This window comes from Bradyrhizobium sp. 604_D8_N2_3, assembly GCF_051810765.1.
GTDB lineage: Bacteria > Pseudomonadota > Alphaproteobacteria > Rhizobiales > Xanthobacteraceae > Bradyrhizobium > Bradyrhizobium barranii.
Window position 1 is genome coordinate 1 of the sequence record NZ_JBPWPM010000001.1, and the last position, 21,429, is coordinate 21,429.

Consider the following 21,429-nt stretch of genomic DNA (forward strand, 5'->3'; position numbering starts at 1 on the left):
ATGAACACATCGGAACAGGATCGCTGGTCACGCGTGAAGAGCCGGCTGCGCTCGAACGTAGGCGAAGACGTCTATACGAGCTGGTTCGCCCGTATGGATCTGGAAGGCGTGCAGGAGGAGAGCGTGCGGCTCTCGGTGCCGACGCGCTTCCTGAAGAGCTGGATTCAGGCGCATTATGCCGAGCGCGTACTGTCGTGCTGGCAGGCCGAGGCGCCGGAAGTTCATCGCATCGATCTCACCGTTCGCTCCGCGGTGCGCCCGGTCGTGCAGCAGAAGGAGACGCCTGCGCCGGTCGAAACACGCCGCGCGCCCGCGCCGGAACTGCGCTCGACGGCGACTGCGCCGGTCTCCGCAAACCACGACGCGCTCGGCGGCTCGCCGCTCGATCCGCGCCTGACCTTTGCAAGCTTCGTCGTCGGCCGCTCCAACACGCTGGCGCATGCGGCGGCTCGTCAGGTCGCCGAAGGGCGTCGCGGCGATCCCGTCATGTTCAATCCGCTCTACATCCATGCCGGCGTTGGCCTCGGCAAGACGCATCTGCTCCAGGCCGTGACCTGGGCCGGCAATTCCGGCAACGAGCGCAAGGTGCTGTATCTCACGGCCGAAAAATTCATGTACGGCTTCGTCGCCGCGCTGAAGACGCAGACGGCGCTCGCCTTCAAGGAAGCGCTGCGCGGCATCGACGTGCTCGTAATCGACGACCTCCAGTTCCTGCAGGGCAAGTCGACCCAGGCCGAGTTCTGTCACACGCTGAACGCGCTGATCGATGCCGGCCGCCAGGTCGTGATCGCGGCCGACCGTCCGCCGTCCGACCTCGAAAGCCTCGACGATCGCGTGCGCTCGCGCCTCGCCGGCGGCCTCGTGGTCGAGATGGGCTCGCTCGGCGAAGAACTGCGGCATGGCATCTTGAAGTCGCGCGTCGCGGCGGCCCGCGCCCATCACGCCACCTTCGACGTGCCGGAGGAGGTGCTGCTCTATCTGGCGCGCACCATCACCCATAACGGCCGCGACCTCGAAGGCGCGATCAACCGGCTTCTCGCGCATTCGAAGCTGAACAACCAGCCGGTGACGCTGGAGATGGCCGAGCGCGAGGTGCGCGATCTGGTCCGGCCGCAGGAGCCGAAGCGGATCAAGATCGAGGACATCCAGCGCGTGGTGGCGCGGCAGTATAATGTCAGCCGTTCCGACCTCCTGTCCTCGCGCCGCACCGCCAACGTGGTCCGTCCGCGCCAGGTGGCGATGTATCTCGCCAAGACGCTGACCCTGCGCTCGCTGCCCGAGATCGGCCGCCGCTTCGGCGGGCGCGACCACACCACGGTGCTGCACGCCGTGCGCAAGATCGAGGCGCTGGTCAACAAGGACACGGCGCTGTCCGAGGAAGTCGAGTCGCTGAAGCGCCAGCTTCAGGAATAAACGCCTAAGGCTCCTGCCATTCTCCCGCCGCCCCGGCCATGCCTGGGCGGCGGTGTTCGTTTGCCGGGACGGCCGCCCTCCTTTTGGGCTGTAAATCGTGGGGAACCACCCCGCAATCCCTTGAAACGGATGGCTTTCCGCGCCACCTTGCGCGACCCTGACGGCTTTGGTCATATCGGCTGGATGATCCGGCTTTTCGGGGTCTTCGATGCCGTGGCGCGCGTCCCGCCGCCCGGCTTTTCCAACGTTGTGTTTCCTTGGGGATCGGGCGAGTAGTGCAATGAAGGTTACGGTCGAACGCGCGCAACTCCTGAAATCGCTGGGTCATGTCCACCGCGTGGTCGAGCGCCGCAACACCATTCCGATCCTCGGCAACGTGCTGGTCCGCGCCGAGAACGCGAAATTGTCGCTGAAGGCGACCGACCTCGACCTCGAGGTGACCGAGACGCTCCCGGCCGAAACCGCGACCGCGGGCTCCACCACCGTGCCGGCGCACATGTTCTACGACATCGTGCGCAAGCTGCCCGATGGCTCGCAGATCGTGCTGGAGGCCGACGGCGACCGCGCCGTGCTGGCGATCCGCGCCGGCCGCTCGCGCTTCACGCTGCAGACCCTGCCGGAGAATGATTTCCCGGATCTCGCCGCCGGCGACATGTCGCACTCGTTCTCGCTCGCCGCCAAGGACGTCAAGCGGCTGATCGACCGCACCCAGTTCGCGATCTCGACCGAAGAGACGCGCTATTATCTCAACGGCATCTATCTGCACGCCGCGGGCACGGCCACGGCCGCCACCCTGCGCGGCGTTGCCACCGACGGCCACCGGCTCGCCCAGCTCGACCTGGTCCAGCCCAAGGGCGCCGACGGCATGCCCGGCGTGATCGTGCCGCGGAAAACCGTCGGCGAGGTGCAGCGCCTGATCGAGGACAACGAGGCCGAAGTCACGATCGAGCTGTCGCAGGCCAAGATCCGCTTCACGATCGGCAATGTGGTGCTGACCTCGAAGCTGATCGACGGCACCTTCCCCGACTATGGCCGCGTGATCCCGCAGGGCAACGACAAGGAACTCGTCGTCGACAAGAAGGATTTCGAGAACGCGGTCGACCGCGTCTCCACCATCTCCAGCGAGCGCGGCCGGGCCGTGAAGCTCTCGCTGTCGCCGGGCAAGCTGGTGCTATCGGTCACCAACCCTGATTCCGGCAGCGCGACCGAAGAGCTCGAAGTCGAATACGCCTCCGACGCCCTCGATATCGGCTTCAACTCGCGCTACCTCCTCGACATCGCCGCCCAGATCGAAGGCGACGTCGCCACGCTGAAGCTCGCCGACCCCGGCTCGCCGACCCTGGTGCAGGACAAGGACGACAAGAGCGCGCTCTACGTGCTGATGCCGATGCGGGTGTGAGGCCTACCGGCCTCCTTCGCATTGCCTACATACGTCATGGCCGGGCTTGTCCCGGCCATCCACGTCTTGGGAGCCTGAGAACGTGGGTGCCCGGCAATGACAGAGTGATATGACCCCCTCCCGCATTCAACGCCTGACGCTGACGCATTTTCGCAATTATCGGGCGGCGGGGCTCGAGACGGCGGCTGACATGGTGGCGCTGGTCGGGCCGAACGGGGCCGGCAAGACCAATTGCATCGAGGCGATCTCGTTCCTGTCGCCGGGCCGCGGCTTGCGGCGCGCCACGCTGGAAGATGTTGCCGACAACCAGGGCGACGGCTCCTGGGCGGTGTCGGCGCAGGTCGAGGGCGCGCTGGGGCTCGCCACGCTCGGCACCGGCATCGACGCGCCGCGCGCGGACGCCACAGTCAGCCGGCGCTGCCGCATTGACCGCGAGCCGGTCAATTCGGCCACCGCCTTCGGCGACCATATCCGCATGGTGTGGCTGACGCCGGCGATGGACGGGCTGTTCATGGGCGCGGCCTCCGAGCGGCGGCGCTTCTTCGACCGCCTGGTGCTGGCGATCGACAGCGAGCATTCCAGCCGCATCTCCGCGCTCGAACGCTCCCTGCGCTCGCGCAACCGCCTGCTCGAGACGCGCAATTACGACGACCATTGGTGTGATGCGATCGAGCGCGAGACCGCGGAGCTTGCGGTCGCGGTCGCCGCAACGCGCGGCCAGACCGCAGCGCGCCTCACCGGCATGCTCAACGCCCGCGCGCAGGAATCCGCCTTTCCGTCCGCGCAAATCGCGCTGGACGGCTGGATGGAGAATGCGCTGCTCACGGAGACCGCGACGTCGGTCGAGGACCGCTACCGCCAGATCCTGCGCGACAACCGCCCGCGCGACGCCATCGCCGGCCGCACCACCGACGGCCCGCACCTCACCGATCTCCAGGTGATCTATGCGCCGAAAAGCATGCCGGCGCGCGATGCCTCGACCGGCGAGCAGAAGGCGCTGCTGATTGGCCTCGTGCTGGCGCATGCGAGCCTGGTCGCTGAGATGACCGCCATCGTGCCGCTGCTGTTGCTCGACGAGGTCGTCGCGCATCTCGATCCGAACCGGCGCGCGGCGCTGTTCGAGGAGCTGCGCAAGCTCGGCGCGCAGGTGTGGCTGACCGGCGCCGACCCCGCCGCCTTTGCCGACATTGGCGCAGGCGGCGACGTCTTTGACGTCGAGAGCGGACGTGTCTCCGCCCGGCGCTAGACCGCGCCGTTGAACCCGGCCGTTTGCAATCGCGACTAGCCTTTTGAGGCCGTGGCGATGCCTGTCACGGCCGTCGCCAGCGCGCAAATGACGTCACGCGCGAAAACCCTGGAGAATGAGATGCGGACGGTAAGGACCGGGGCGCGAGTCCCGGCTCAATGGCTGGCCTTTGCGTGCGGCCTCCTCTTGCTTGCGGTCTGCATGCTCGCAGCAAGCGCCAGCGCCTGGGTGCCGCATCTGTCGCCGCTGTTCGCGTCGGCACTCACGCCGGACCCCGCTGCCAAGCTGCCCGCGCCGACCCGTTACAGCTACCGAGGAACGCACACCACCGTCGTCAAGGGCATTGAAACGCCACTCCGCACAAGGCTGGAGGCCACCGTGCCCGCCGAGCTCGGCGACGTCCTCGCCTTCTACCGCACCGAACTCAGCAAGCTCGGCTGGCAGGAGCAGCGCGATGGCGCGGTGGTCTCCGCCGATCACGTCAAGCTCGCCTTCGCCTCCCCGCTCGGACCTGGCATGCTGGCGCTCGACCGCAAAGACGCCAGCACCGCCGTCAATCTCGTGCAGAAGAACGCATCTGTCGCGGCCAATGCGAACGTGATGCCCGAGCCCGGCCAGGCGAAGCTGGTGTTCTCCAATATCAGCGAAACGGAAGCCTCGCTCACGATCAACGACCGGACCATCAAGCACGCCGCCGGCGCCTACGCGGTTTCGCTGGATCTGCAGCCCGGCAGATATTCCTACGAGGTGAGCGTGCCGGGCCATCCAGCCACGACGAACATCCTCAACTTCGCTGCCGGCGATACCTGGGAGCTTACGGTCGGGCGCGACGGAGAGGCATGGTCGCCGCTCCTGCTGTATTGAACCTCCCGGGTTTCTGCCGCGACTTCTCGTCTGAGGCCGCGCCGACGGTGTCGCAGCCTGCAAATGCGCACGCCTGAGCCGTGCGCGATATCCTGGAGACGTGACGATGTCGATGATCCCGCGCGGGACGCCAGTCCCGGCACGATGGCAGCTGCTTGCCTGCGGCCTTGTCCTGATGGCGAGCTGCTCGACCGCGGCCGCCGCCGACGGAGGCATCGTCGACGTCCATGCGCTGCCGCAGCTCGAGGGCGCGGTGGAAGACACCTCGCGCCCCGATCCCTACCGCGTCGAATACCGCATGCCGACGCCGGAAGCCGTGACATCGCCGGCGGTGAAGAAACTCCTCAGCGCCGACGGCTGGGTGCTCTATGTGAGGCCGCTGGAGGAGAAGAGCACCAATCTGAACTTCAAGAAGGGACGGCAGGGCCTTTCGGTTCACTTCACGCAGGCCCTCGGCCGGCCCGATCAATCCGTGGTCTACTACACGACCGACCGGATCTACGGGAACGTGCCGTTTCCGGACGGCGCGAGCGACATCATGTTCGATGGGACCCGGCCCTATCTCGGCTGCATCGCGCCCAGCGCGCTCGATGCGACGTCGGATTTCTACGCCAGCCAGATGGCCGCGATCGGCTGGCAGAAACTCACGCCGGAAACCGCCGCGCGCTGGACGACCAGCCTGGATGAAACCGTTCCCAACGGCCTGCGCGCCTTCTACGCGCACCCTGACAGCAAGGACACCGGCTTCTACCAGCAGAAGCCGGTGATGCTGACGCTGACACGCCGCGACGACGGCCGCACCAATATCGATATCCGCGTCGCGCCCTTCGCGCTGCCCAGCGAGCTCAAGGCCGATGGCGATCTGGCCGGCCTGCCGCGGCCAACCCCGACCAAGACGGCCAGGGGCCTCGGCAGCGCAAGCTCCAACAAGCGCGAGATGTCGGCCGCCGCGATGGCCGAGCTGCCCGCCGTGCTCGCCTTCTATCACCGCGAGCTCGCCGCGCGCGGCTGGCAGGAAGATGGCAGCGCGCCGCTCGCGCCCGGCGACGAAGTCGCAATCAAAGTCTCCAACGCCGAGGAGACCGGCGTGCTGCGGCTTGGCCGCAAATATGATTTCACCATGATCAGCCTGAACGTGCAGGTGAAGGACTCCGCGCTTGCCGCCCGCGCCAAGGCGAAGAAGGAGGCCGACGACAAGTTCTTCAGCGATGCCGCAGCAGCCGCACAGAAGATGATCGCCGCCGACGAGGCGCGGCGCAAGGTGCAGGCCGCCGGACTCTCCGATGCGCCGCTCAATGCGCTCGCCGACAGCAAGACACCGGTGCCGCTGCCCGAGACCGCCGAGGGCGTGATATTCGAAGGCGGCGACGGTCGGCTCGAATTCTCCTCCAATTCGAGCGTGAAGGCGCTCGGCACCTTCTACCGCGCATCGCTGAAGAACGCGGGCTGGAAGGAGCAGCCCTCCGTCATCAACCAGCCCAACATGGCGGTGATGGAGTTCTCCAAGGGCGGCAAGTCGATCTCGATGACCGTGATGCAGATGGGCCCGAAAGTGAATGTCAGCGCCACCGGCTCCGGCCTGGTCGTGGCCGCGGCGAAGCCGGTCGAGACCAAATCGGCACAATCCAAACCGACAGAATCCAAGGCCATGCAGGCCAAATCGACCGAGCCGCTGAAGCCCGATCCCGATTCCGCCCTGCCGGTGCCGACGCAGCGCAGCTCGAGCGGGATCAGCTCGACGAAATTCCCCGGCAGCGACCAGTCGTTCCGCAAGGAGCTTGAAGCCAGCATTCCGGCTGAGCTCTCAGATGTCCTCGCCTTCTATCGCGCAGAGCTCACCAAGCGCGGCTGGCAGGAAAAGACTGACGGCGCGACTGTTACCGCCGAGCGGGCGGAGCTGGCGTTCACCTCGCCGGAGGGGCCGGCCATGCTGAAGCTCGGCCGCGCCAGGGAGGAGACAACGGTCAGCCTGGTGCAGCGGAATCCGCAGGCAGCGGCCAAGGCCGACATCATGCCCAAGGCGGGACAGGCGAGGCTGATGCTCGGCAATATCGGGCCGAAGGAGGCGTCGCTGACGATCAACAAGCAGACCATCAAGATCGCGGCCGGCGCCGGCGGCCCGCAATCGCCGAAAGGCCCGATGCTCGATCTGCCGCCCGGCAAGTACCAGTACGCGCTGCGCCTGCCCGGGCAGCCCACTCGCAACGAGACCCTGACCGTAGCCGCCGGCGACGCCTGGGGCCTCTTGGTGGGGCCAAGCGGCGACGTGCTTCCGCTGCAGATGTATTGAGGTGCGACGAAGCAGGTGCGCCCACGCGCAGCCGGCGTTTCGGACCCGTGGGCGGAAAGTTGATCTAAATCAACAGAGCGTTGCGGCGTTGCCTCCCGAATAGGCGTCAACAAGGTTCTGACGTCTCCAAGAGGGAGCTTGCAATGACGCGTACCCGTCACGTTGACGATAGCTCAAAGCCAGAAAGCCGCTTACTAAACCACCGCAACTTGCTGCTTTGCGGCACTGCACTGACCGTCGCTTTTATGCTGTGCGCGCTGGAGACGACCAGCCTCGCGCAGCAAACCACCGGCACGCCGGGTTCGCCGAGCGCCACGACAACCATCGATGGCAAGCAGCTTCCGCCTGAGCCTCCGAAGTTCGAAGGCGTGATCAAGGAAGATGCCACGGACTCCAAGCCATACTGGCCACCGTCCGTTGTGCCGCCCAAAGGCGCGCCGAACGTGCTGCTGATCATGACCGACGACCAGGGTTATGGCGTGACCGGCACCTTCGGTGGGGTGATCCCGACCCCGAACATGGATCGCATCGCCAAGGCGGGCCTGCGTTACACGCAGTTTCACTCGACAGCGCTCTGCTCGCCGACGCGGGCAGCGCTGATCACCGGCCGCAACCACCACTCGGTCGGGTTTGGCGTGATCGGTGAAATGTCCACCGGCTATCCGGGCTACGATTCCGTCATTGGCCAGGAAAGTGCGACGATCGGGACCATTCTGCGGGATAACGGATTTGCCACCTCATGGTTCGGCAAGAACCACAACACCCCGACCTATCTGTACAGCTCAGCCGGGCCGTTCGACCAATGGCCAATCGGCATGGGATTTCAGTATTTTTATGGGTTCATGGGCGGCGAGACCGACCAGTGGACGCCTTACCTTTTCCGCAACACGAGCCAGGTTTTTCCATGGGTCGGCAAGACCGGCTACAACCTCATCACCGACATGGCGGATGACGCCATCAACTACATGAACGGACTGAACGCGGCGGCGCCCGAGAAGCCGTTCTTCGTCTACTACGTGCCCGGCGGCACCCATTCGCCGCATCAGCCGAAGAAGGAATGGAGCGAGAAGTTCAAGGGCAAGTTCGACATGGGTTGGGAGAAGCTGCGCGAGCAGATCTTCGCCAACCAGAAGAAACTCGGGGTGATCCCGGCGAACACCCAGCTCACCGTCTGGCCGGATACGCTGCCGAAGTGGGACTCGCTCTCGTTCATCCAGAAGAAATTGTACGCGCGCGAAGCCGAGGTGTTTGCCGGCTATGCGGCGTATACCGACTACGAAATCGGCCGCGTCATCCAGGCGGTCGAGGACATGGGCAAACTCGACAACACCCTGATCATCTACATCAGCGGCGACAATGGCACCAGCGCCGAAGGAACCCTCGAGGGCACGCCGAACCAGATGACCGCCTACAACGGCATTCTGAAACTGCCCGAAACCGAGCTGATGCTGCACTACGAGGATTGGGGCTCCGACAAGACCTACCCGCATATGTCGGTGGCGTGGTCGTGGGCCTTCGACACCCCGTTCAAGTGGACCAAGCAGGTGGCATCGCACTTCGGCGGCACCCGGCAAGGCATGGCCATCTCATGGCCCGGCCACATCAAGGACGTCGGCGGCATCCGCAGCCAATTCCATCACATGATCGACATCGTGCCGACGATTCTGGAAGCCACAGGCATTCAGGCTCCCGACACCGTCAATGGCATCAAGCAAAGGCCCATCGAGGGCGTCAGCATGGCCTATACGTTCGACCAGGCTAACGCCAACGCGCCGTCAAAGCGCGACACGCAGTATTTCGAGATGTTCGCGAACCGCGGCATCTATCACGATGGTTGGTATGCATGTACGACGCCGCCTGCGCCTCCCTGGCTTCTGGGCACCGCCAAGCTGCCGGGGATCAATGAATACAAGTGGGAGCTTTACAACATCGCCGAGGATTACTCGCAGGCCAATGACCTCGCAGCCAGGAATCCCGACAAGCTCAAGGAGTTGCAAGCGTTGTTCCTGTCGGAGGCGGCGAAATACCAGGTCTTTCCGCTGGACAACTCGGTCCTGCCCCGCATTGTGACACCGCGCCCAAGCGCGACCGCCGGACGAACCGTTTTCACATATTCTGGTGAGAACGCTGGCATCCCTGACGCTAACGCTCCGAGCCTTCTCAATAAGGATTACACGATCACGGCCGAGGTTACCGTTCCTAAGGGCGGCGCGGAAGGAATGATCGCAACTCTAGGCGGTCGCTTTGGCGGATACGCCCTCTACCTGCTCAAAGGCAAGCCTGTCTTCGTCTATAACCTGCTCGATCTAGAACGGTACCGCTGGGAAGGCGGCATTGGCGGTCGCGACTTGTTTACCGATGCGCTCAAGCCGGGCAAGCACACCATTGTATTCGACTTCAAGTACAACGGACCCGGCCCGGGTAAGGGTGGCACCGGTGTACTGACGGCCGATGGCAAGCTGGTGGCCGCAAAGACGATCCCGCACACGATTCCGTTTCTTATGGCCATCGACGAAACGTTTGACATCGGCAGCGACACCCGCACGACGGTGGACGACAGCTATAAGCTGCCCTTCCGTTTCACCGGCAAGATCGACAAGCTGACCTTCAAGCTTGGCGCGACGCAGATGACGGAGGATGAGCAAAAGGTCATTCGACACGCGCTCGAAAGAGCGAGGGACTGAGCGCGACAAGTCGTGGCGATTCATGTCGGCCCCAACGCCACGACTCATCCTTCTTCGCTAAGAAATCGTTCGGCGGGATCCGCTTCGAAAGCCCGCGCGAAATATCATCGCGTATAGAAGGGAGTGCCGGCAGTGGATTCTTCATTTGGCGCGCTGGATGCGTTGCCGGCGCCGGCGGCCCGCAATCGCCGAAAGGCCCGATGTTGGATCTACCGCCCGGCAAGTATCAGTACGCGCTGCGCCTGCCCGGGCAGCCCGCTCGCAACGAAACCCTGACCGTTGCCGCCGGCGACGCCTGGGGCCTCCTGGTGGGGCCAAGCGACGACGTGCTGCCGCTTCAGATGTATTGATCCCGCCGCCTGTGCCTGTAACGGCCAGGTTGAACCTGTCCAGTTGGTGGGGCGACTAGTCGTCCGGAGGCGGCGGCGACTGTGTCGCAGCCGCTGCATCGCGCGAAGACTACAACGCGCGACATCCCTGGAGAGTGGCATGACGACGGTGAGGCGCAGAACGAAGGTCCCGGCACGATGGCGGCTGTTCGCGTGCGGCCTCGCTCTTCTCGCGGGCGGCCTGGTCGCCGCAGGCGCCGGCGGATGGCTGCCGCACCCGTCACCGCAAACTTCGGCCGCACTCACACCGGCGGATCCAAACGCCGAGATGCCGGTGCCGAAGCAACACAACTTCTCCAGCTCCAACACCACCCATATGACCGGCATCGAAATCCCGCTGCGGGTCGGACTCGAAGCCCATGTGCAGGCCCAGCTCAGCGATGTGCTCGCCTTCTACCGCAGGGAGCTCGCAAAGCGTGGCTGGGAGGAAAGGCCTGAAAGCACTGTGGTTGCCGCCGATCATGTGCAGCTCGCCTTCGCCTCACCCAAGGGGCCGGCCACCCTGAAGCTTGGCCGCGCGCAGGACGAGACCATTGTCAGCCTGGTGCAGCGGAATACGGAGGCCGCGGCGAAGGCCAATTTCCTGCCGATAGCAGGACAAGCGCGGCTGATATTCGGCTATCTCGCGCCGGACACGGCTTCGCTCACGATCAACGATCAGACCATCAAGATCGCGGGCGGCGTCAATCACCCACAAACGCTGGATCTGCCGCCCGGCAAATATTCCTACAAGCTGGTCGTGTCGGGCTATCCGGTGCGCACCGATACCATCACCGTGGCCTCAGGCGAGGCCTGGTCCCTCAGCTTGGGCGACGACGACAAGAGGCCGGATCAGATCTACTGAACCTGGTGGCCTGTTCCGGGGCGCCACGGCGCCTGGGAACGCGCTTCTCCGCCCCGCAAAATCCACGCCTTCAAGAGCTAAAAACAGGGCCTCGAATCGCCCTTTTCGCAAGCCCCAGAATCGGCCTCCAGGAGCCTTGAAAACCGGCAAAAAATCCCTATTTCGTCAAAGGGTTGCCGGAAGATACTTTGCGCTAGGCGCAAGCGGTCTTTCATGGCACAAATAGCCTGCAAATCAGCGCCTTTTGCGCCGCTGATTCGGGCGACATCTCGAAGGCCTCTCATGACAGAACCTGCTCGGCAGACGCCTGCCGAAAACGAGCCCTCAAATCCAAGCGATTACGGGGCGGAATCGATCCGCGTGCTCAAGGGTCTCGACGCCGTCCGCAAGCGCCCGGGCATGTATATCGGCGACACCGACGACGGCTCGGGCCTGCACCACATGGTCTACGAGGTCGTCGACAACGCGATCGACGAGGCGCTCGCGGGCCACGCTACGCGCGTCGACGTCGTGCTCAATGCCGACAATTCCGTCACGGTGCGCGACGACGGCCGCGGCATTCCCGTCGACATCCACAAGGGCGAAGGCATCTCCGCGGCCGAGGTCATCATGACCCAGCTCCATGCCGGTGGAAAGTTCGACCAGAATTCCTACAAGGTCTCCGGCGGCCTGCACGGCGTCGGCGTCTCCGTCGTCAACGCGCTGTCGAGCAAGCTCGGCTTGCGCATCTGGCGCGACAACAAGGAGCACTACATCGAGTTCGCCCATGGCGATGCGGTCGCACCGCTGGTGGTGGTCGGCGACGCGCCGGGCAAGCGCGGCACCGAGGTGACGTTCCAGGCCTCGACGGAAACCTTCAAGAACATCGAATATGATTTCGCGACGCTGGAGCACCGCCTGCGCGAGCTCGCCTTCCTCAATTCCGGCGTCAACATCGCGCTCTCAGACATGCGCCATGCGGTCGAGAAGCGCGAGGAGATGCACTATTCCGGCGGCGTCGAGGAGTTCGTCAAATATCTCGACCGCAACAAGAAGGCGATCGTGCCGGCGCCGATCATGGTGCGCGCGGAGGCCAACGGCATCGGCGTCGAGGCGGCACTGTGGTGGAACGACAGCTACCATGAGAACGTGCTGTGCTTCACCAACAACATCCCGCAGCGTGACGGCGGCACCCATCTGGCCGGTTTCCGCGGCGCGCTGACACGCCAGGTCAACGGCTATGCCGAGGCCAATGCGAAGAAGGAAAAGATCGCGCTGACCGGCGACGACTGCCGTGAAGGTCTCACCGCCGTTCTCTCGGTGAAGGTGCCCGATCCGAAATTCTCGTCGCAGACCAAGGACAAGCTGGTGTCCTCGGAAGTGCGTCCCGTGGTCGAGAACGTCCTCAACGAGGCGCTCCAGGCCTGGTTCGAGGAGCACCCTAGCGAAGCCAAGATGATCGTCGGCAAGGTGATCCAGGCCGCCGCCGCGCGTGAAGCCGCGCGAAAAGCGCGTGAGCTGACGCGCAAGAGCCCGCTCTCGGTCTCCTCGCTGCCCGGCAAGCTCGCCGACTGCCAGGAAAAGGATCCGGCCAAGTCCGAACTCTTCATCGTCGAGGGCGACTCGGCAGGCGGCAGCGCCAAGCAGGGCCGCAACCGCGAATTCCAGGCGGTGCTGCCGCTGCGCGGCAAGATCCTCAACGTCGAGCGCGTCCGCCCCGACAAGATGCTGGGAAGCGAGCAGATCGGCACGCTGATCACCGCGCTCGGCACCGGCATCAGCGACGAATTCTCGATCGAGAAGCTGCGCTATCACAAGATCATCGTGATGACGGACGCCGACGTCGACGGCGCCCACATCCGCACGCTGCTGCTGACCTTCTTCTACCGTCAGATGCGCGACATCATCGACGGCGGTTACCTCTATATCGCCCAGCCGCCGCTCTATAAGGTCAGCCGCGGCAAGTCCGAGCAGTATCTGAAGGACGAGCGGGCGCTCGAGGATTATCTGATCGACACAGGCCTCGACGACTGCGTCTTCATTCCCGGCGTCGGCGGTGATCGCACCGGCCGCGATTTGCGCTCGCTGGTCGACGACGCCCGCACCGTCCGCAGCGTCCTGCGCAATCTGCACAGCCGCTACAATCGCAAGGTGATCGAGCAGGCCGCCATCACCGGCGTGCTCAACAAGGCGATCTACGGCGATCCCGAGAAAGCCGCCGCAGCGGCACAATACATCGCGGGACGGCTGGACAACCAGGCCGAGGAGGTCGAGCGCGGCTGGGTCGGCCAGTACGTGGAAGGCCAGGGCTTCCAGTTCGAACGCACCGTGCGCGGCGTCAAGGAAGCCGCCGTCATCGACGCCGCCTTCCTGGGCTCGGTCGAAGCCCGCAAGCTCGACGAATACACCGTGAAGCTCCAGGACGTTTATGCCCGCCCTGGCAAGCTGCGGCGCAAGGACATCGAGCACATGGTCTACGGCCCGGTCGACCTGTTCGAAGCGGTCACCGACGCCGGCCGCAAGGGCATCACGCTGCAGCGTTACAAAGGTCTGGGCGAGATGAACCCGGAGCAGCTCTGGGAAACGACGCTGGACATCGATGCGCGCTCGCTGCTGCAGGTGAAGGTCAAGGAAGTCGACGAGGCCGACGACATCTTCACCAAGCTGATGGGCGACGTGGTCGAGCCGCGCCGCGACTTCATCCAGGAACATTCGCTGAGCGCGACGATCGATATCTGAGGCTCGTGGCTTTGGGTGATCGTCATGCCCGGGCTTGTCCTGGGCATGACGTTCCATGCGCCTCAATTATCGTCGAACAGATTGACATCCCGAGACCGAGACCATTTTCCTTTGTGGTGTAAAACGGCTCGAACAAGCGAAAGCTTTCCGCGGGAAGGATGCCCTCGAGCGCCACCTCATTGGCCGATTGTTCGCTACGCGATGATTGTGACCCTAAGTCTCAAGAAACGCCTTTAGGCCGACCAGCACGAATTGCATTCCCATGGACGCTACGATGAGCCCCATGAAGCGTGTGACTGTCGCTTGCGTGCCTCGGCCTAGACGAGGCCCAAGCCGAACAGCGAGGGTCAACGCCACAAATGTTACGCCTGCTCCAGCGACAGCGGCGATGATTGCCGTCACCGGCAAACCATCGGGCGTATGAACAGCTGCCAACGTGACCACGGCCGTAATAGTTCCGGGACCGGCTGCAAACATTAAAAGTGGTACAAGTGAGCCCTGAACGTCCGCGTCGCTATTGTCGGGCGGCGCCTGAGCAACCGTATGGCTGCCACGCAGCATATCGAATCCCATATACGCGATGATCATTCCGCCGACGACCCTGAACACGTCAAGCGAAATCCCGAAGATGCTTAAAACCTTGAGTCCGACCAACGCAGAGCCCATCAATATGATCAGAATGTTGAGGGCGACCTTGGCCGCCTCGCGTCGTCGTTCCGGCGCGGTCAGATTCGGCGTCAGGCTCAGAAAGAGCGAACCGCACACTACGGGATTGATAACGGCCAAAATGGTTACAATCGCTTGCAGAATTTGGTGAAGGTCTGTCACGCGATCGACTCACAAATTCTAGGGGCATTTGCTCAATCGCCGGGTGCGTGATTATTCTGACGCGCGTCCTAGCCTCTGGCAGTGCGAAATCGGTAAACGGGCTGAATGTCGGATCGAAAACATCGCTTTGGCATTCGGGTCGAGAACGACGGCTAGCTTGGTGCGATGTCACAGAGTGTCAATAACTTTTCCAACATCTCCGTCGACAGTTATCCGTCATTGATTCGCAAGCCGAGCGATTTGGCGCTCGGCTCATTTGGCGACCTTATTGCAAAGCTGAAAATCGAACGACCCGAAAATCTCGCGAAGGCGGTTTCAGTGGGCTGCAACGCTGCGACGCGCCATCACCCGCTACAGGTCCGCCGTGGTCGTCCTCGAGGAACGACGTGGCACGTGATCACCTACACCAAGCGTCAGTCTCCCTGACAATTTTCGTTAGAGTGTCCCGCGGTTCAGGCATATTGCTCTAACTTGATCAGCGTAGCAGTCTCTCCGTCTGGCTCACAAATGACGGAGCATCCCATGACTAAGATGTCACTGCCGCGAAGCCTCATGCTATTGGGAATCATGCTCTCGCCAGAGCCCTCCGCCGCTATCGAAAAACTCAACTGTCCTTTCAATTTTACCAGCAGCGATCCCTCAAAGCTTGAAAGAATGAAGGCCCTTCTTCCCGACGCTGACGCGATGGGAAGTCTCGGCCGGCTCAACTCGACTATCGATACTCTACGTCGGGACGGTATGGCAAAGAGTCAGATTGTAAGTCATCTTGTCGGCGCTTACTGCCTGATCGTCGCTCAAGAAAGCTCGCAGACTGATGCAGAAAAAGCTACAAAGGTTCGGCGCTTCGCTGGGCAAATCACGCAGTTGGTCTACAGCTTGGAAAGCGGGCTGGACGTCATTGTCAACGTTCCACTTGCGCCGGATGTCGTCGACGCGCTCAATGCCACCGCACGCAAGCAGGGTCTATCGAGTTCTGCATGGATCGCAATGACTGTAGAAAATGCTCTGCAGCAATAATAAGTTTACCTTACAATATGTCACCCGATTTAGTAGCGGAGCGCGACTGATCTGAGCCACTGCCGGGGCTTTACAAATAAAGCGGCCTGAGCGCTTCATGGCAGGAAGCAAGGTTCATGGGGCGGGATCGACGAAGAAGCAACCAAGCGGATCGAACCAATATGAATCCCATTCCATTTGTGATGCTCTGCCTCTCCCTGATCGTGAATCCGGCATTGGCGCAGCAGCCTTCTCAGCAGCCATCCGCAACGACGGCCGCAAGGCAGTCGTCAGCTGAACCGGCATTTGACAGGCTACTCGGCCGCTGGGTACGTCTCCAGGGAGGTTACGTGATCACCATCCGAGCTGTTGACGCGGACGGCAAACTCGACGCGAGCTACGCAAATCCGAGACCATTGCCTTTTCATGTCGCGGTCGCGAGCAGGGACGGTAACGCGCTCAAATTGCTCTTCGAGTTGCGCGCCGCCGGTTACAACGGCTCGACCTACACGCTCAATTATGACGCGGCCAACGACCGGCTGAACGGCGTCTTTGATCAGGTGGTCGCCAAACAGAGGTTCGATGTCGTATTCGCTCGCGATAAATCATGACGCAATTGCCATTCTGATGAAGCTCGACGTGGTTCGCTTAGATCGAGCGAGCTCATGACGTTTAATCATCGGTCAACACCTGATGGCGTCCGCACCTGCAGGCCTTCAAACTCTCGATAGACCGTTAACTTCTTGGCCAATGACGCCTTCGATGGCCACCTAAGTATACCCTCCCGCGTCCGCCGAGTGCGGGACGTTCCAGTGCGCCGCCTTGCAAAGGCGTCGATACAACCAGAAGCGGCGCCCGACGCGGTAGAGTCAGAGTTAGGCGTTGGAGCGCGTTCCTAGAGTCAGGCTGTTGAGTTATTTGAGTCAGAGAATTATTTTACGGCACGTCGAGTGACCCTTGATTCTATTGCGAAATTTCGGGCGACTGTGTCAAAGTTATTTGTGTGGAGACACATTCACGAAGGGGCGTCATGCCCGGGATTGTCCCAGGGCACGTTCTTCGTGCATCGGGGCAAAGGCGTGGATGGCCGGGACAGGCGAGCGGAAGCGACGCCGTCCTTTGGACGGCTATGCTCGGCCATGACGCTGTGGAAACACCGCCGATGAACCCGACCAGCGGCCATCACGACGAAATGGCGTGAACCCATCGGCCCGTTCTGGCCGGGAAACGTCGCGGCCATGACCAGTTCCGCAACTGCCAGCCCTGTCCTCCCCTCTCGCCGTCTCGGCGTGATCGGTAGCATCGTCGGTGTGCTGGCGCTGATCGCGGCCGTGTTGCCGCATTGGGTCATACCCGCGATCTACCCGCCGCCGCCGGCCGACAAAGTGATTGTCGACACCGGCCACCGCCTGAAGGATCGCATGATCGCGCGGGTCAAGGGCGTCGAGTATCAGGCGCCGCCACGCGAGAAGTCGACGGGAAGCCAGCTGAGGGAGGCATCCTCGATCGGCGCGATCTCGCTCGGCCTGCTCGCCATCCTGTTCTCCGTGCTCGCGCTCGTGTTTCGCGAGGAGAGGCTTCTGGCGGGCGTCGCGGCCGCGCTCGGCAGCGGCGCCATCGCCATCGAGATATCGTTCCTCGCCATGGGCGTCCTGATGCTGATCGTCGTCCTTTATGTGGTGGCGAACAACATCGGCCTGTTCTAGGGCCGCTTGCCGCAAGCTCCGATCCTCATCCTTGTAACTTCAAGGTCGCCGGGCGGGATAGAATGGCTCGCGCGGTGGCGGACGGGAGACCGGCTCATCCTGGGGCATTGAAGCCCGCTCCTCAGCACGGGACAGAGGAGCCCGCGAAGCGGGCGTCTCGAAGGATGGTCGCAAGCGAGATGTCCGGGCCTTCATGGTTCGAGACGCGCGTTCCGCGCTCCTCACCATGAGGGGCTAGCAGCCTCTTCGGGGCTAACAGGCTGGCTCTAACCGCAGCGAGCACAATTGCTCCCGCGCTCAATTCTCTGTAGTTTCCGCCCGAAACACCCCACCCAACAGGACAGCGAGAACCCCGTGGCGCCCATCCAGTACATTGTCGAGGGCGGTCACCGGCTCTCGGGCTCGATCGAGCCGTCCGGCAACAAGAATTCGGCGCTGCCGATCATCGCCGCCGCCCTGCTCACCGAGCATCCGGTGACGCTGGAGAACGTGCCGCGGATCCGCGACACCGAGACGCTGGTCGAGCTGATCCGCTCGGTCGGCGCGGCGGCGGAATGGACCGCCCGCAATACGCTGCACATCCACGCCAAGAGCATCCGCGCCGCCGACCTCGACCCCGAGCTCTGCGTCCGTATCCGCGCCTCGATCCTGCTCGCAGGCCCCCTGCTCGCCCGCTGCGGCGAAGTGATGCTGCCGCCGCCCGGCGGCGACGTCATCGGCCGCCGCCGCCTGGACACCCATGTGCTCGCGCTCGAACAACTGGGCGCCAAGGTCACCGCCACCGACCGGCTCGAATTCCGCGCGGCAAAGCTTGCCGGTGCTGACGTGTTTCTGGACGAGCCGAGCGTCACCGCAACCGAAAACGCGCTGGTCGCGGCGGTCGCCGCCGACGGCGTCACCCATTTGCGCAACGCGGCCTCCGAGCCGCATGTGCAGGACCTCGCCAATTTCCTGGTCGCGCTCGGCGCGCGAATCGAGGGCATCGGCACCAACACCATGATCGTGCATGGACCGGCGACGCTGGGCGCCACGACCTACCGGATCCAGCCCGACCATATCGAAGTCGGCTCGCTGATCGGGCTTGCGGCCGTCACGCGCTCCCCGCTTCGCATCGTGCGCGCCGGCGTCGAGCATCTGCGCTCGATCCGCATGGGGTTCGAGCGGCTCGGCATCGTCTGCCGCATCGAGGGTGATGATCTCATCGTGCCCTCGAACCAGACGCTGAAGATCCAGGACGATTTCGGCGGCCACGTGCCGAAGCTGGAAGATCAGCCCTGGCCGGCCTTCCCGGCCGATCTGATGTCGATCGCGATCGTCACTGCCACGCAATGCGACGGCGTGATCCTGATGTTCGAGAAGATGTTCGAATCGCGGATGTTCTTCGTCGACAAGCTGATCGCCATGGGCGCGCGAATTGTTCTCTGTGATCCGCATCGCGCCATCATCGCCGGCCCCAGCCGCCTGCGTGGCGCATCGATGATCTCGCCCGACATCCGCGCCGGCATGGCGATGCTGCTCGCCGCGGTCTGCGCCGAGGGCACCTCCACGATCAACAACGCCGACCAGATCGAGCGCGGCTACGAGCGCATCGACGAACGCCTGAACGCGCTCGGCGCCAAGATCAGGCGCGTGCCTGAAAGGAAGGGCTGAGAAGTTCTCTCCGCGCCACAGTATCGTAGGGTGGGCAAAGCGTAGCGTGCCCACCGCTTCTGTTGCCGCGTTGGACTGATGGTGGGCACGGCGCAAGCGCGCCTTTGCCCACCCTACGGTTCCTGAGAGCCGCGCCCTTGGCTCCCGGGTCCCGGCTCGCGCTTCGCGCGTCCGGGACACGAGAGCTGGGCCATGTTTTCGACGTGCGGCTGTGCTATTGCAACCGCCATGCTCGACACCGTCCAGCCTCGTCCGCAGCCGCAAGCCGGCGTGCCGCAAAACCATCTCGCCGAAGAGTTCGTCGAGACGCTGCGGCTGGCCGTGCCGATGATGCTGACGCAGCTCGGGCAGATCGCGATGATCACGACCGATCTCGCGCTGATCGGGCGGCTCGGCGAGGATGCGGTCGCGGCCGCCGCGCTGGCGCACACCGTCTATTTCGTCAGTTTCACCTTCGGGCTCGGATTGATGGCCGCGGTGTCGCCGCTGGCCGCGCAGGCGTTCGGCGCCGGCGACGTCAAGCGCATCCGCCGCTCCCTGCGCGCCGGCCTGTGGATCGCACTCCTGATCTCGCTGCCGATGATGGCCTCGCCGCTCTATGGCGAGCGCATCCTGCTGGCGCTCGGACAGGCGCCGCAATCGGCCGCGCTCGCGCAGCGCTATCTGAACGGGCTGGCCTGGGGCATCGCGCCGGCGCTCGGCTTCATCGCGTTGCGCAGCATGATGAGCGCGGTGAACCGGCCGCAGCCGCCGCTGTGGATCACCGTTGCAGCGATCCCCGCCAACGCGGCGCTGGTCTATTGCCTGATCCACGGCCTGTTCGGCCTGCCGGAGCTCGGCCTGTTCGGCGCGGGGCTCGCGACCACGCTCGTCAATCTCGGCACCTTCCTCGCCGTGCTCGCCATCGCCGCATGGCGAAAGCCATTCGCGGACTACCGCCCGCTCGCCCATCTGTGGCGGATCGACTGGCCCCTGATGCGCCAGCTCATCGCGGTCGGTGCGCCGATCTCGTTTTCCCTGCTGCTGGAATATGGTCTGTTCTCGTCCGCCGCGCTGCTGATGGGATTGATCTCGACCACGGCGCTTGCCGCGCACCAGATCGCGCTCCAGGTCACCGCCGTGCTGTTCATGGTCCCGCTTGGCATCGGCATGGCGGCGACGGTCCGCGTCGGCCATGCTTTCGGCCGCGACGACCCGGCCGCGGTGAGGCGAGCGGGCCTCGTCGCGGCGGTGCTTGGCGTAGCGCTGGTCTCGGCCCTGACCGTTGCCATCATCCTCGGCCGCTACGCGCTCGGACGGCTGTTCTTCGGGAGCAGCGAGGCCAGCGCGGCCACCGTCGAGCTGACGGCGACCCTGCTGCTGGTCGGAGCGACCTTCTTCATCGCCGACGGCCTCCAGACCATCATGGCCGGCGCGCTGCGCGGCATCAACGATACCAGGATGACGTTGCTGTTCGCGGCGATCGGCTATTGGTGCGTCGCCTTTCCCATCGCCTGGGTGCTGGCCTTCAATGCCGGGCTCGGCGCGGTCGGCGTCTGGATCGGGTTCTCGACCGGCACGTTCGTCTATGCTGGCCTCCTGATCTTGCGCTTCCGCATGCTGACGCGCAGACTGGCGGGATGATCGGGATCATGGAGCCGGTGCAATGACCCTGTCCGTCGATCTCTTCTACTCCTACCGCAGTCCCTTCAGCTATCTGGCGCTGCCGAAGACGCTCAAGCTCGTCGAAGAGTACGATCTCGCGGTGAATTTGCGGCCGGTCTATCCGCTCGCCGTCCGCGTGCCCGGCTTCTTCAAGAAGGCCAGTCCGAACTTCATTCGCTATGTGGTGCTCGACAGCACGCGCGTGGCGCAGCACGAGGGCATCCCGTTCCGCTTTCCGAGGCCCGATCCGATCGTGCAGGACAAGACGACGTTCGATGTTGCGGCCGAGCAGCCCTACATCCACCGCCTGACCCGGCTGGGTGCGATGGCGCAGCTCGAAGGCCGCTCGCTCGCATTCACCGATGCGATCGCGCGCGTGCTGTGGGACGGCTCGGTGGCGGGCTGGAACGAAGGCGATCACCTCGCGCGCGCCACTGAAGCGGCCGGCTTCGATCTCGCCGCGATGGATGAAGCGATCAGTGCCGACCCCGATCGCTACGAGCGGGTGATCGCCGAGAACGAAAAGGACCATGCCGCCTCCGGCCATTGGGGCGTGCCGACCTTCGTGTTCGAGAACGAGCCGTTCTTCGGCCAGGACCGCATCGACCTGCTGCTCTGGCGCATGGTGGCTAAGGGCCTGAAAAAGCGCTGACCGTTGTTTAGGACGCGTTTTCTTCACGCGAACCGCTATCCGCTTCGCTCGAAAACGCTCTTGCCGGCCGGCATGAACCGGTTTCCCTGAAACTGCGACTGAGACG

16 protein-coding genes and 1 pseudogene are annotated in these 21,429 nt (G+C 63.8%); 16 read left to right on the forward strand and 1 reads right to left on the reverse strand.

What is annotated here, in order from left to right:
* The 9 genes and pseudogenes from dnaA to gyrB form a co-directional block, all read left to right on the forward strand.
* The coding region (dnaA, locus tag AB7245_RS00005) for a chromosomal replication initiator protein DnaA (RefSeq protein WP_063980098.1) at window positions 1-1,413 on the forward strand (1,413 nt) is incomplete at its 5' end.
* Between the two features lie 280 nt (window positions 1,414-1,693).
* Window positions 1,694-2,812: a DNA polymerase III subunit beta gene (gene dnaN / locus AB7245_RS00010; RefSeq protein WP_014491013.1), complete on the forward strand. Its 1,119-nt coding sequence runs from the start codon at window positions 1,694-1,696 to the stop codon at window positions 2,810-2,812.
* Window positions 2,813-2,921: 109 nt separating this feature from the next.
* Window positions 2,922-4,058: a DNA replication/repair protein RecF gene (recF, locus tag AB7245_RS00015; RefSeq protein WP_063980099.1), complete on the forward strand. Its 1,137-nt coding sequence runs from the start codon at window positions 2,922-2,924 to the stop codon at window positions 4,056-4,058.
* A gap of 120 nt (window positions 4,059-4,178) precedes the next feature.
* On the forward strand, window positions 4,179-4,922 hold the full coding sequence (locus AB7245_RS00020) for a hypothetical protein (protein WP_063985953.1): 744 nt from the start codon (window positions 4,179-4,181) through the stop codon (window positions 4,920-4,922).
* A 106-nt stretch (window positions 4,923-5,028) separates the two neighbouring features.
* Window positions 5,029-7,212 carry a hypothetical protein gene (locus AB7245_RS00025; protein WP_063980100.1) on the forward strand — a complete coding sequence of 728 codons (2,184 nt, stop codon included), beginning with the start codon at window positions 5,029-5,031 and terminating at the stop codon, window positions 7,210-7,212.
* 245 nt (window positions 7,213-7,457) lie between these two features.
* Window positions 7,458-9,896 (forward strand): arylsulfatase, encoded by a 2,439-nt coding sequence (locus tag AB7245_RS00030; protein WP_439035689.1) that lies wholly within the window; start codon window positions 7,458-7,460, stop codon window positions 9,894-9,896.
* A gap of 164 nt (window positions 9,897-10,060) precedes the next feature.
* Window positions 10,061-10,246: pseudogene (locus AB7245_RS00035) on the forward strand (hypothetical protein); the annotation flags it as partial.
* 139 nt (window positions 10,247-10,385) lie between these two features.
* Complete coding sequence (locus AB7245_RS00040; RefSeq protein WP_063980102.1) at window positions 10,386-11,129, forward strand: hypothetical protein; 744 nt, start codon at window positions 10,386-10,388, stop codon at window positions 11,127-11,129.
* A 282-nt stretch (window positions 11,130-11,411) separates the two neighbouring features.
* Window positions 11,412-13,847, forward strand: coding sequence for a DNA topoisomerase (ATP-hydrolyzing) subunit B (gyrB, locus tag AB7245_RS00045; protein ID WP_063980103.1), 2,436 nt, complete (start codon window positions 11,412-11,414; stop codon window positions 13,845-13,847).
* Window positions 13,848-14,060: 213 nt separating this feature from the next.
* Here gyrB and AB7245_RS00050 read toward each other — a convergent pair whose 3' ends face one another.
* Complete coding sequence (locus tag AB7245_RS00050) at window positions 14,061-14,675, reverse strand: MarC family protein (protein ID WP_063980104.1); 615 nt, start codon at window positions 14,673-14,675, stop codon at window positions 14,061-14,063.
* A 165-nt stretch (window positions 14,676-14,840) separates the two neighbouring features.
* On the opposite strand from AB7245_RS00050, the gene AB7245_RS00055 reads away from it, so the two are divergent.
* The 7 genes from AB7245_RS00055 (at window position 14,841) to AB7245_RS00085 (ending at window position 21,323) form a co-directional block, all read left to right on the forward strand.
* Window positions 14,841-15,101, forward strand: a complete 261-nt coding sequence (locus AB7245_RS00055) for a hypothetical protein (protein WP_439033811.1) — start codon at window positions 14,841-14,843, stop codon at window positions 15,099-15,101.
* A 96-nt stretch (window positions 15,102-15,197) separates the two neighbouring features.
* Entirely contained in the window at window positions 15,198-15,692 is a 495-nt protein-coding gene (locus AB7245_RS00060) for a hypothetical protein (RefSeq protein WP_439033812.1), read from the forward strand.
* Window positions 15,693-15,853: 161 nt separating this feature from the next.
* The gene (locus AB7245_RS00065) at window positions 15,854-16,282 is read left to right on the forward strand and encodes a hypothetical protein (RefSeq protein WP_199877118.1); all 429 of its coding nucleotides are present in this window, start codon (window positions 15,854-15,856) and stop codon (window positions 16,280-16,282) included.
* Between the two features lie 627 nt (window positions 16,283-16,909).
* The gene (locus AB7245_RS00070; protein WP_063980106.1) at window positions 16,910-17,377 is read left to right on the forward strand and encodes a hypothetical protein; all 468 of its coding nucleotides are present in this window, start codon (window positions 16,910-16,912) and stop codon (window positions 17,375-17,377) included.
* 354 nt (window positions 17,378-17,731) lie between these two features.
* Window positions 17,732-19,027: a UDP-N-acetylglucosamine 1-carboxyvinyltransferase gene (gene murA, locus AB7245_RS00075; protein ID WP_014491005.1), complete on the forward strand. Its 1,296-nt coding sequence runs from the start codon at window positions 17,732-17,734 to the stop codon at window positions 19,025-19,027.
* Between the two features lie 228 nt (window positions 19,028-19,255).
* On the forward strand, window positions 19,256-20,650 hold the full coding sequence (locus AB7245_RS00080; protein WP_063980107.1) for an MATE family efflux transporter: 1,395 nt from the start codon (window positions 19,256-19,258) through the stop codon (window positions 20,648-20,650).
* A gap of 22 nt (window positions 20,651-20,672) precedes the next feature.
* Complete coding sequence (locus tag AB7245_RS00085) at window positions 20,673-21,323, forward strand: 2-hydroxychromene-2-carboxylate isomerase (RefSeq protein WP_063980108.1); 651 nt, start codon at window positions 20,673-20,675, stop codon at window positions 21,321-21,323.
* The last annotated feature ends 106 nt before the right edge of the window (window positions 21,324-21,429 follow it).

Excerpts from the sequence above, each read along its gene's own strand:
- dnaN (WP_014491013.1), top strand. The coding sequence starts at position 1,694 with ATGAAGGTTACGGTCGAACGCGCGCAACTCCTGAAATCGCTGGGTCAT.
- recF (WP_063980099.1), top strand. The coding sequence starts at position 2,922 with ATGACCCCCTCCCGCATTCAACGCCTGACGCTGACGCATTTTCGCAAT.
- AB7245_RS00020 (WP_063985953.1), top strand. The coding sequence starts at position 4,179 with ATGCGGACGGTAAGGACCGGGGCGCGAGTCCCGGCTCAATGGCTGGCC.
- AB7245_RS00025 (WP_063980100.1), top strand. The coding sequence starts at position 5,029 with ATGTCGATGATCCCGCGCGGGACGCCAGTCCCGGCACGATGGCAGCTG.
- AB7245_RS00030 (WP_439035689.1), top strand. The coding sequence starts at position 7,458 with ATGCTGTGCGCGCTGGAGACGACCAGCCTCGCGCAGCAAACCACCGGC.
- AB7245_RS00040 (WP_063980102.1), top strand. The coding sequence starts at position 10,386 with ATGACGACGGTGAGGCGCAGAACGAAGGTCCCGGCACGATGGCGGCTG.
- gyrB (WP_063980103.1), top strand. The coding sequence starts at position 11,412 with ATGACAGAACCTGCTCGGCAGACGCCTGCCGAAAACGAGCCCTCAAAT.
- AB7245_RS00055 (WP_439033811.1), top strand. The coding sequence starts at position 14,841 with ATGTCACAGAGTGTCAATAACTTTTCCAACATCTCCGTCGACAGTTAT.
- AB7245_RS00060 (WP_439033812.1), top strand. The coding sequence starts at position 15,198 with ATGACTAAGATGTCACTGCCGCGAAGCCTCATGCTATTGGGAATCATG.
- AB7245_RS00065 (WP_199877118.1), top strand. The coding sequence starts at position 15,854 with ATGAATCCCATTCCATTTGTGATGCTCTGCCTCTCCCTGATCGTGAAT.
- AB7245_RS00070 (WP_063980106.1), top strand. The coding sequence starts at position 16,910 with ATGACCAGTTCCGCAACTGCCAGCCCTGTCCTCCCCTCTCGCCGTCTC.
- AB7245_RS00080 (WP_063980107.1), top strand. The coding sequence starts at position 19,256 with ATGCTCGACACCGTCCAGCCTCGTCCGCAGCCGCAAGCCGGCGTGCCG.
- AB7245_RS00085 (WP_063980108.1), top strand. The coding sequence starts at position 20,673 with ATGACCCTGTCCGTCGATCTCTTCTACTCCTACCGCAGTCCCTTCAGC.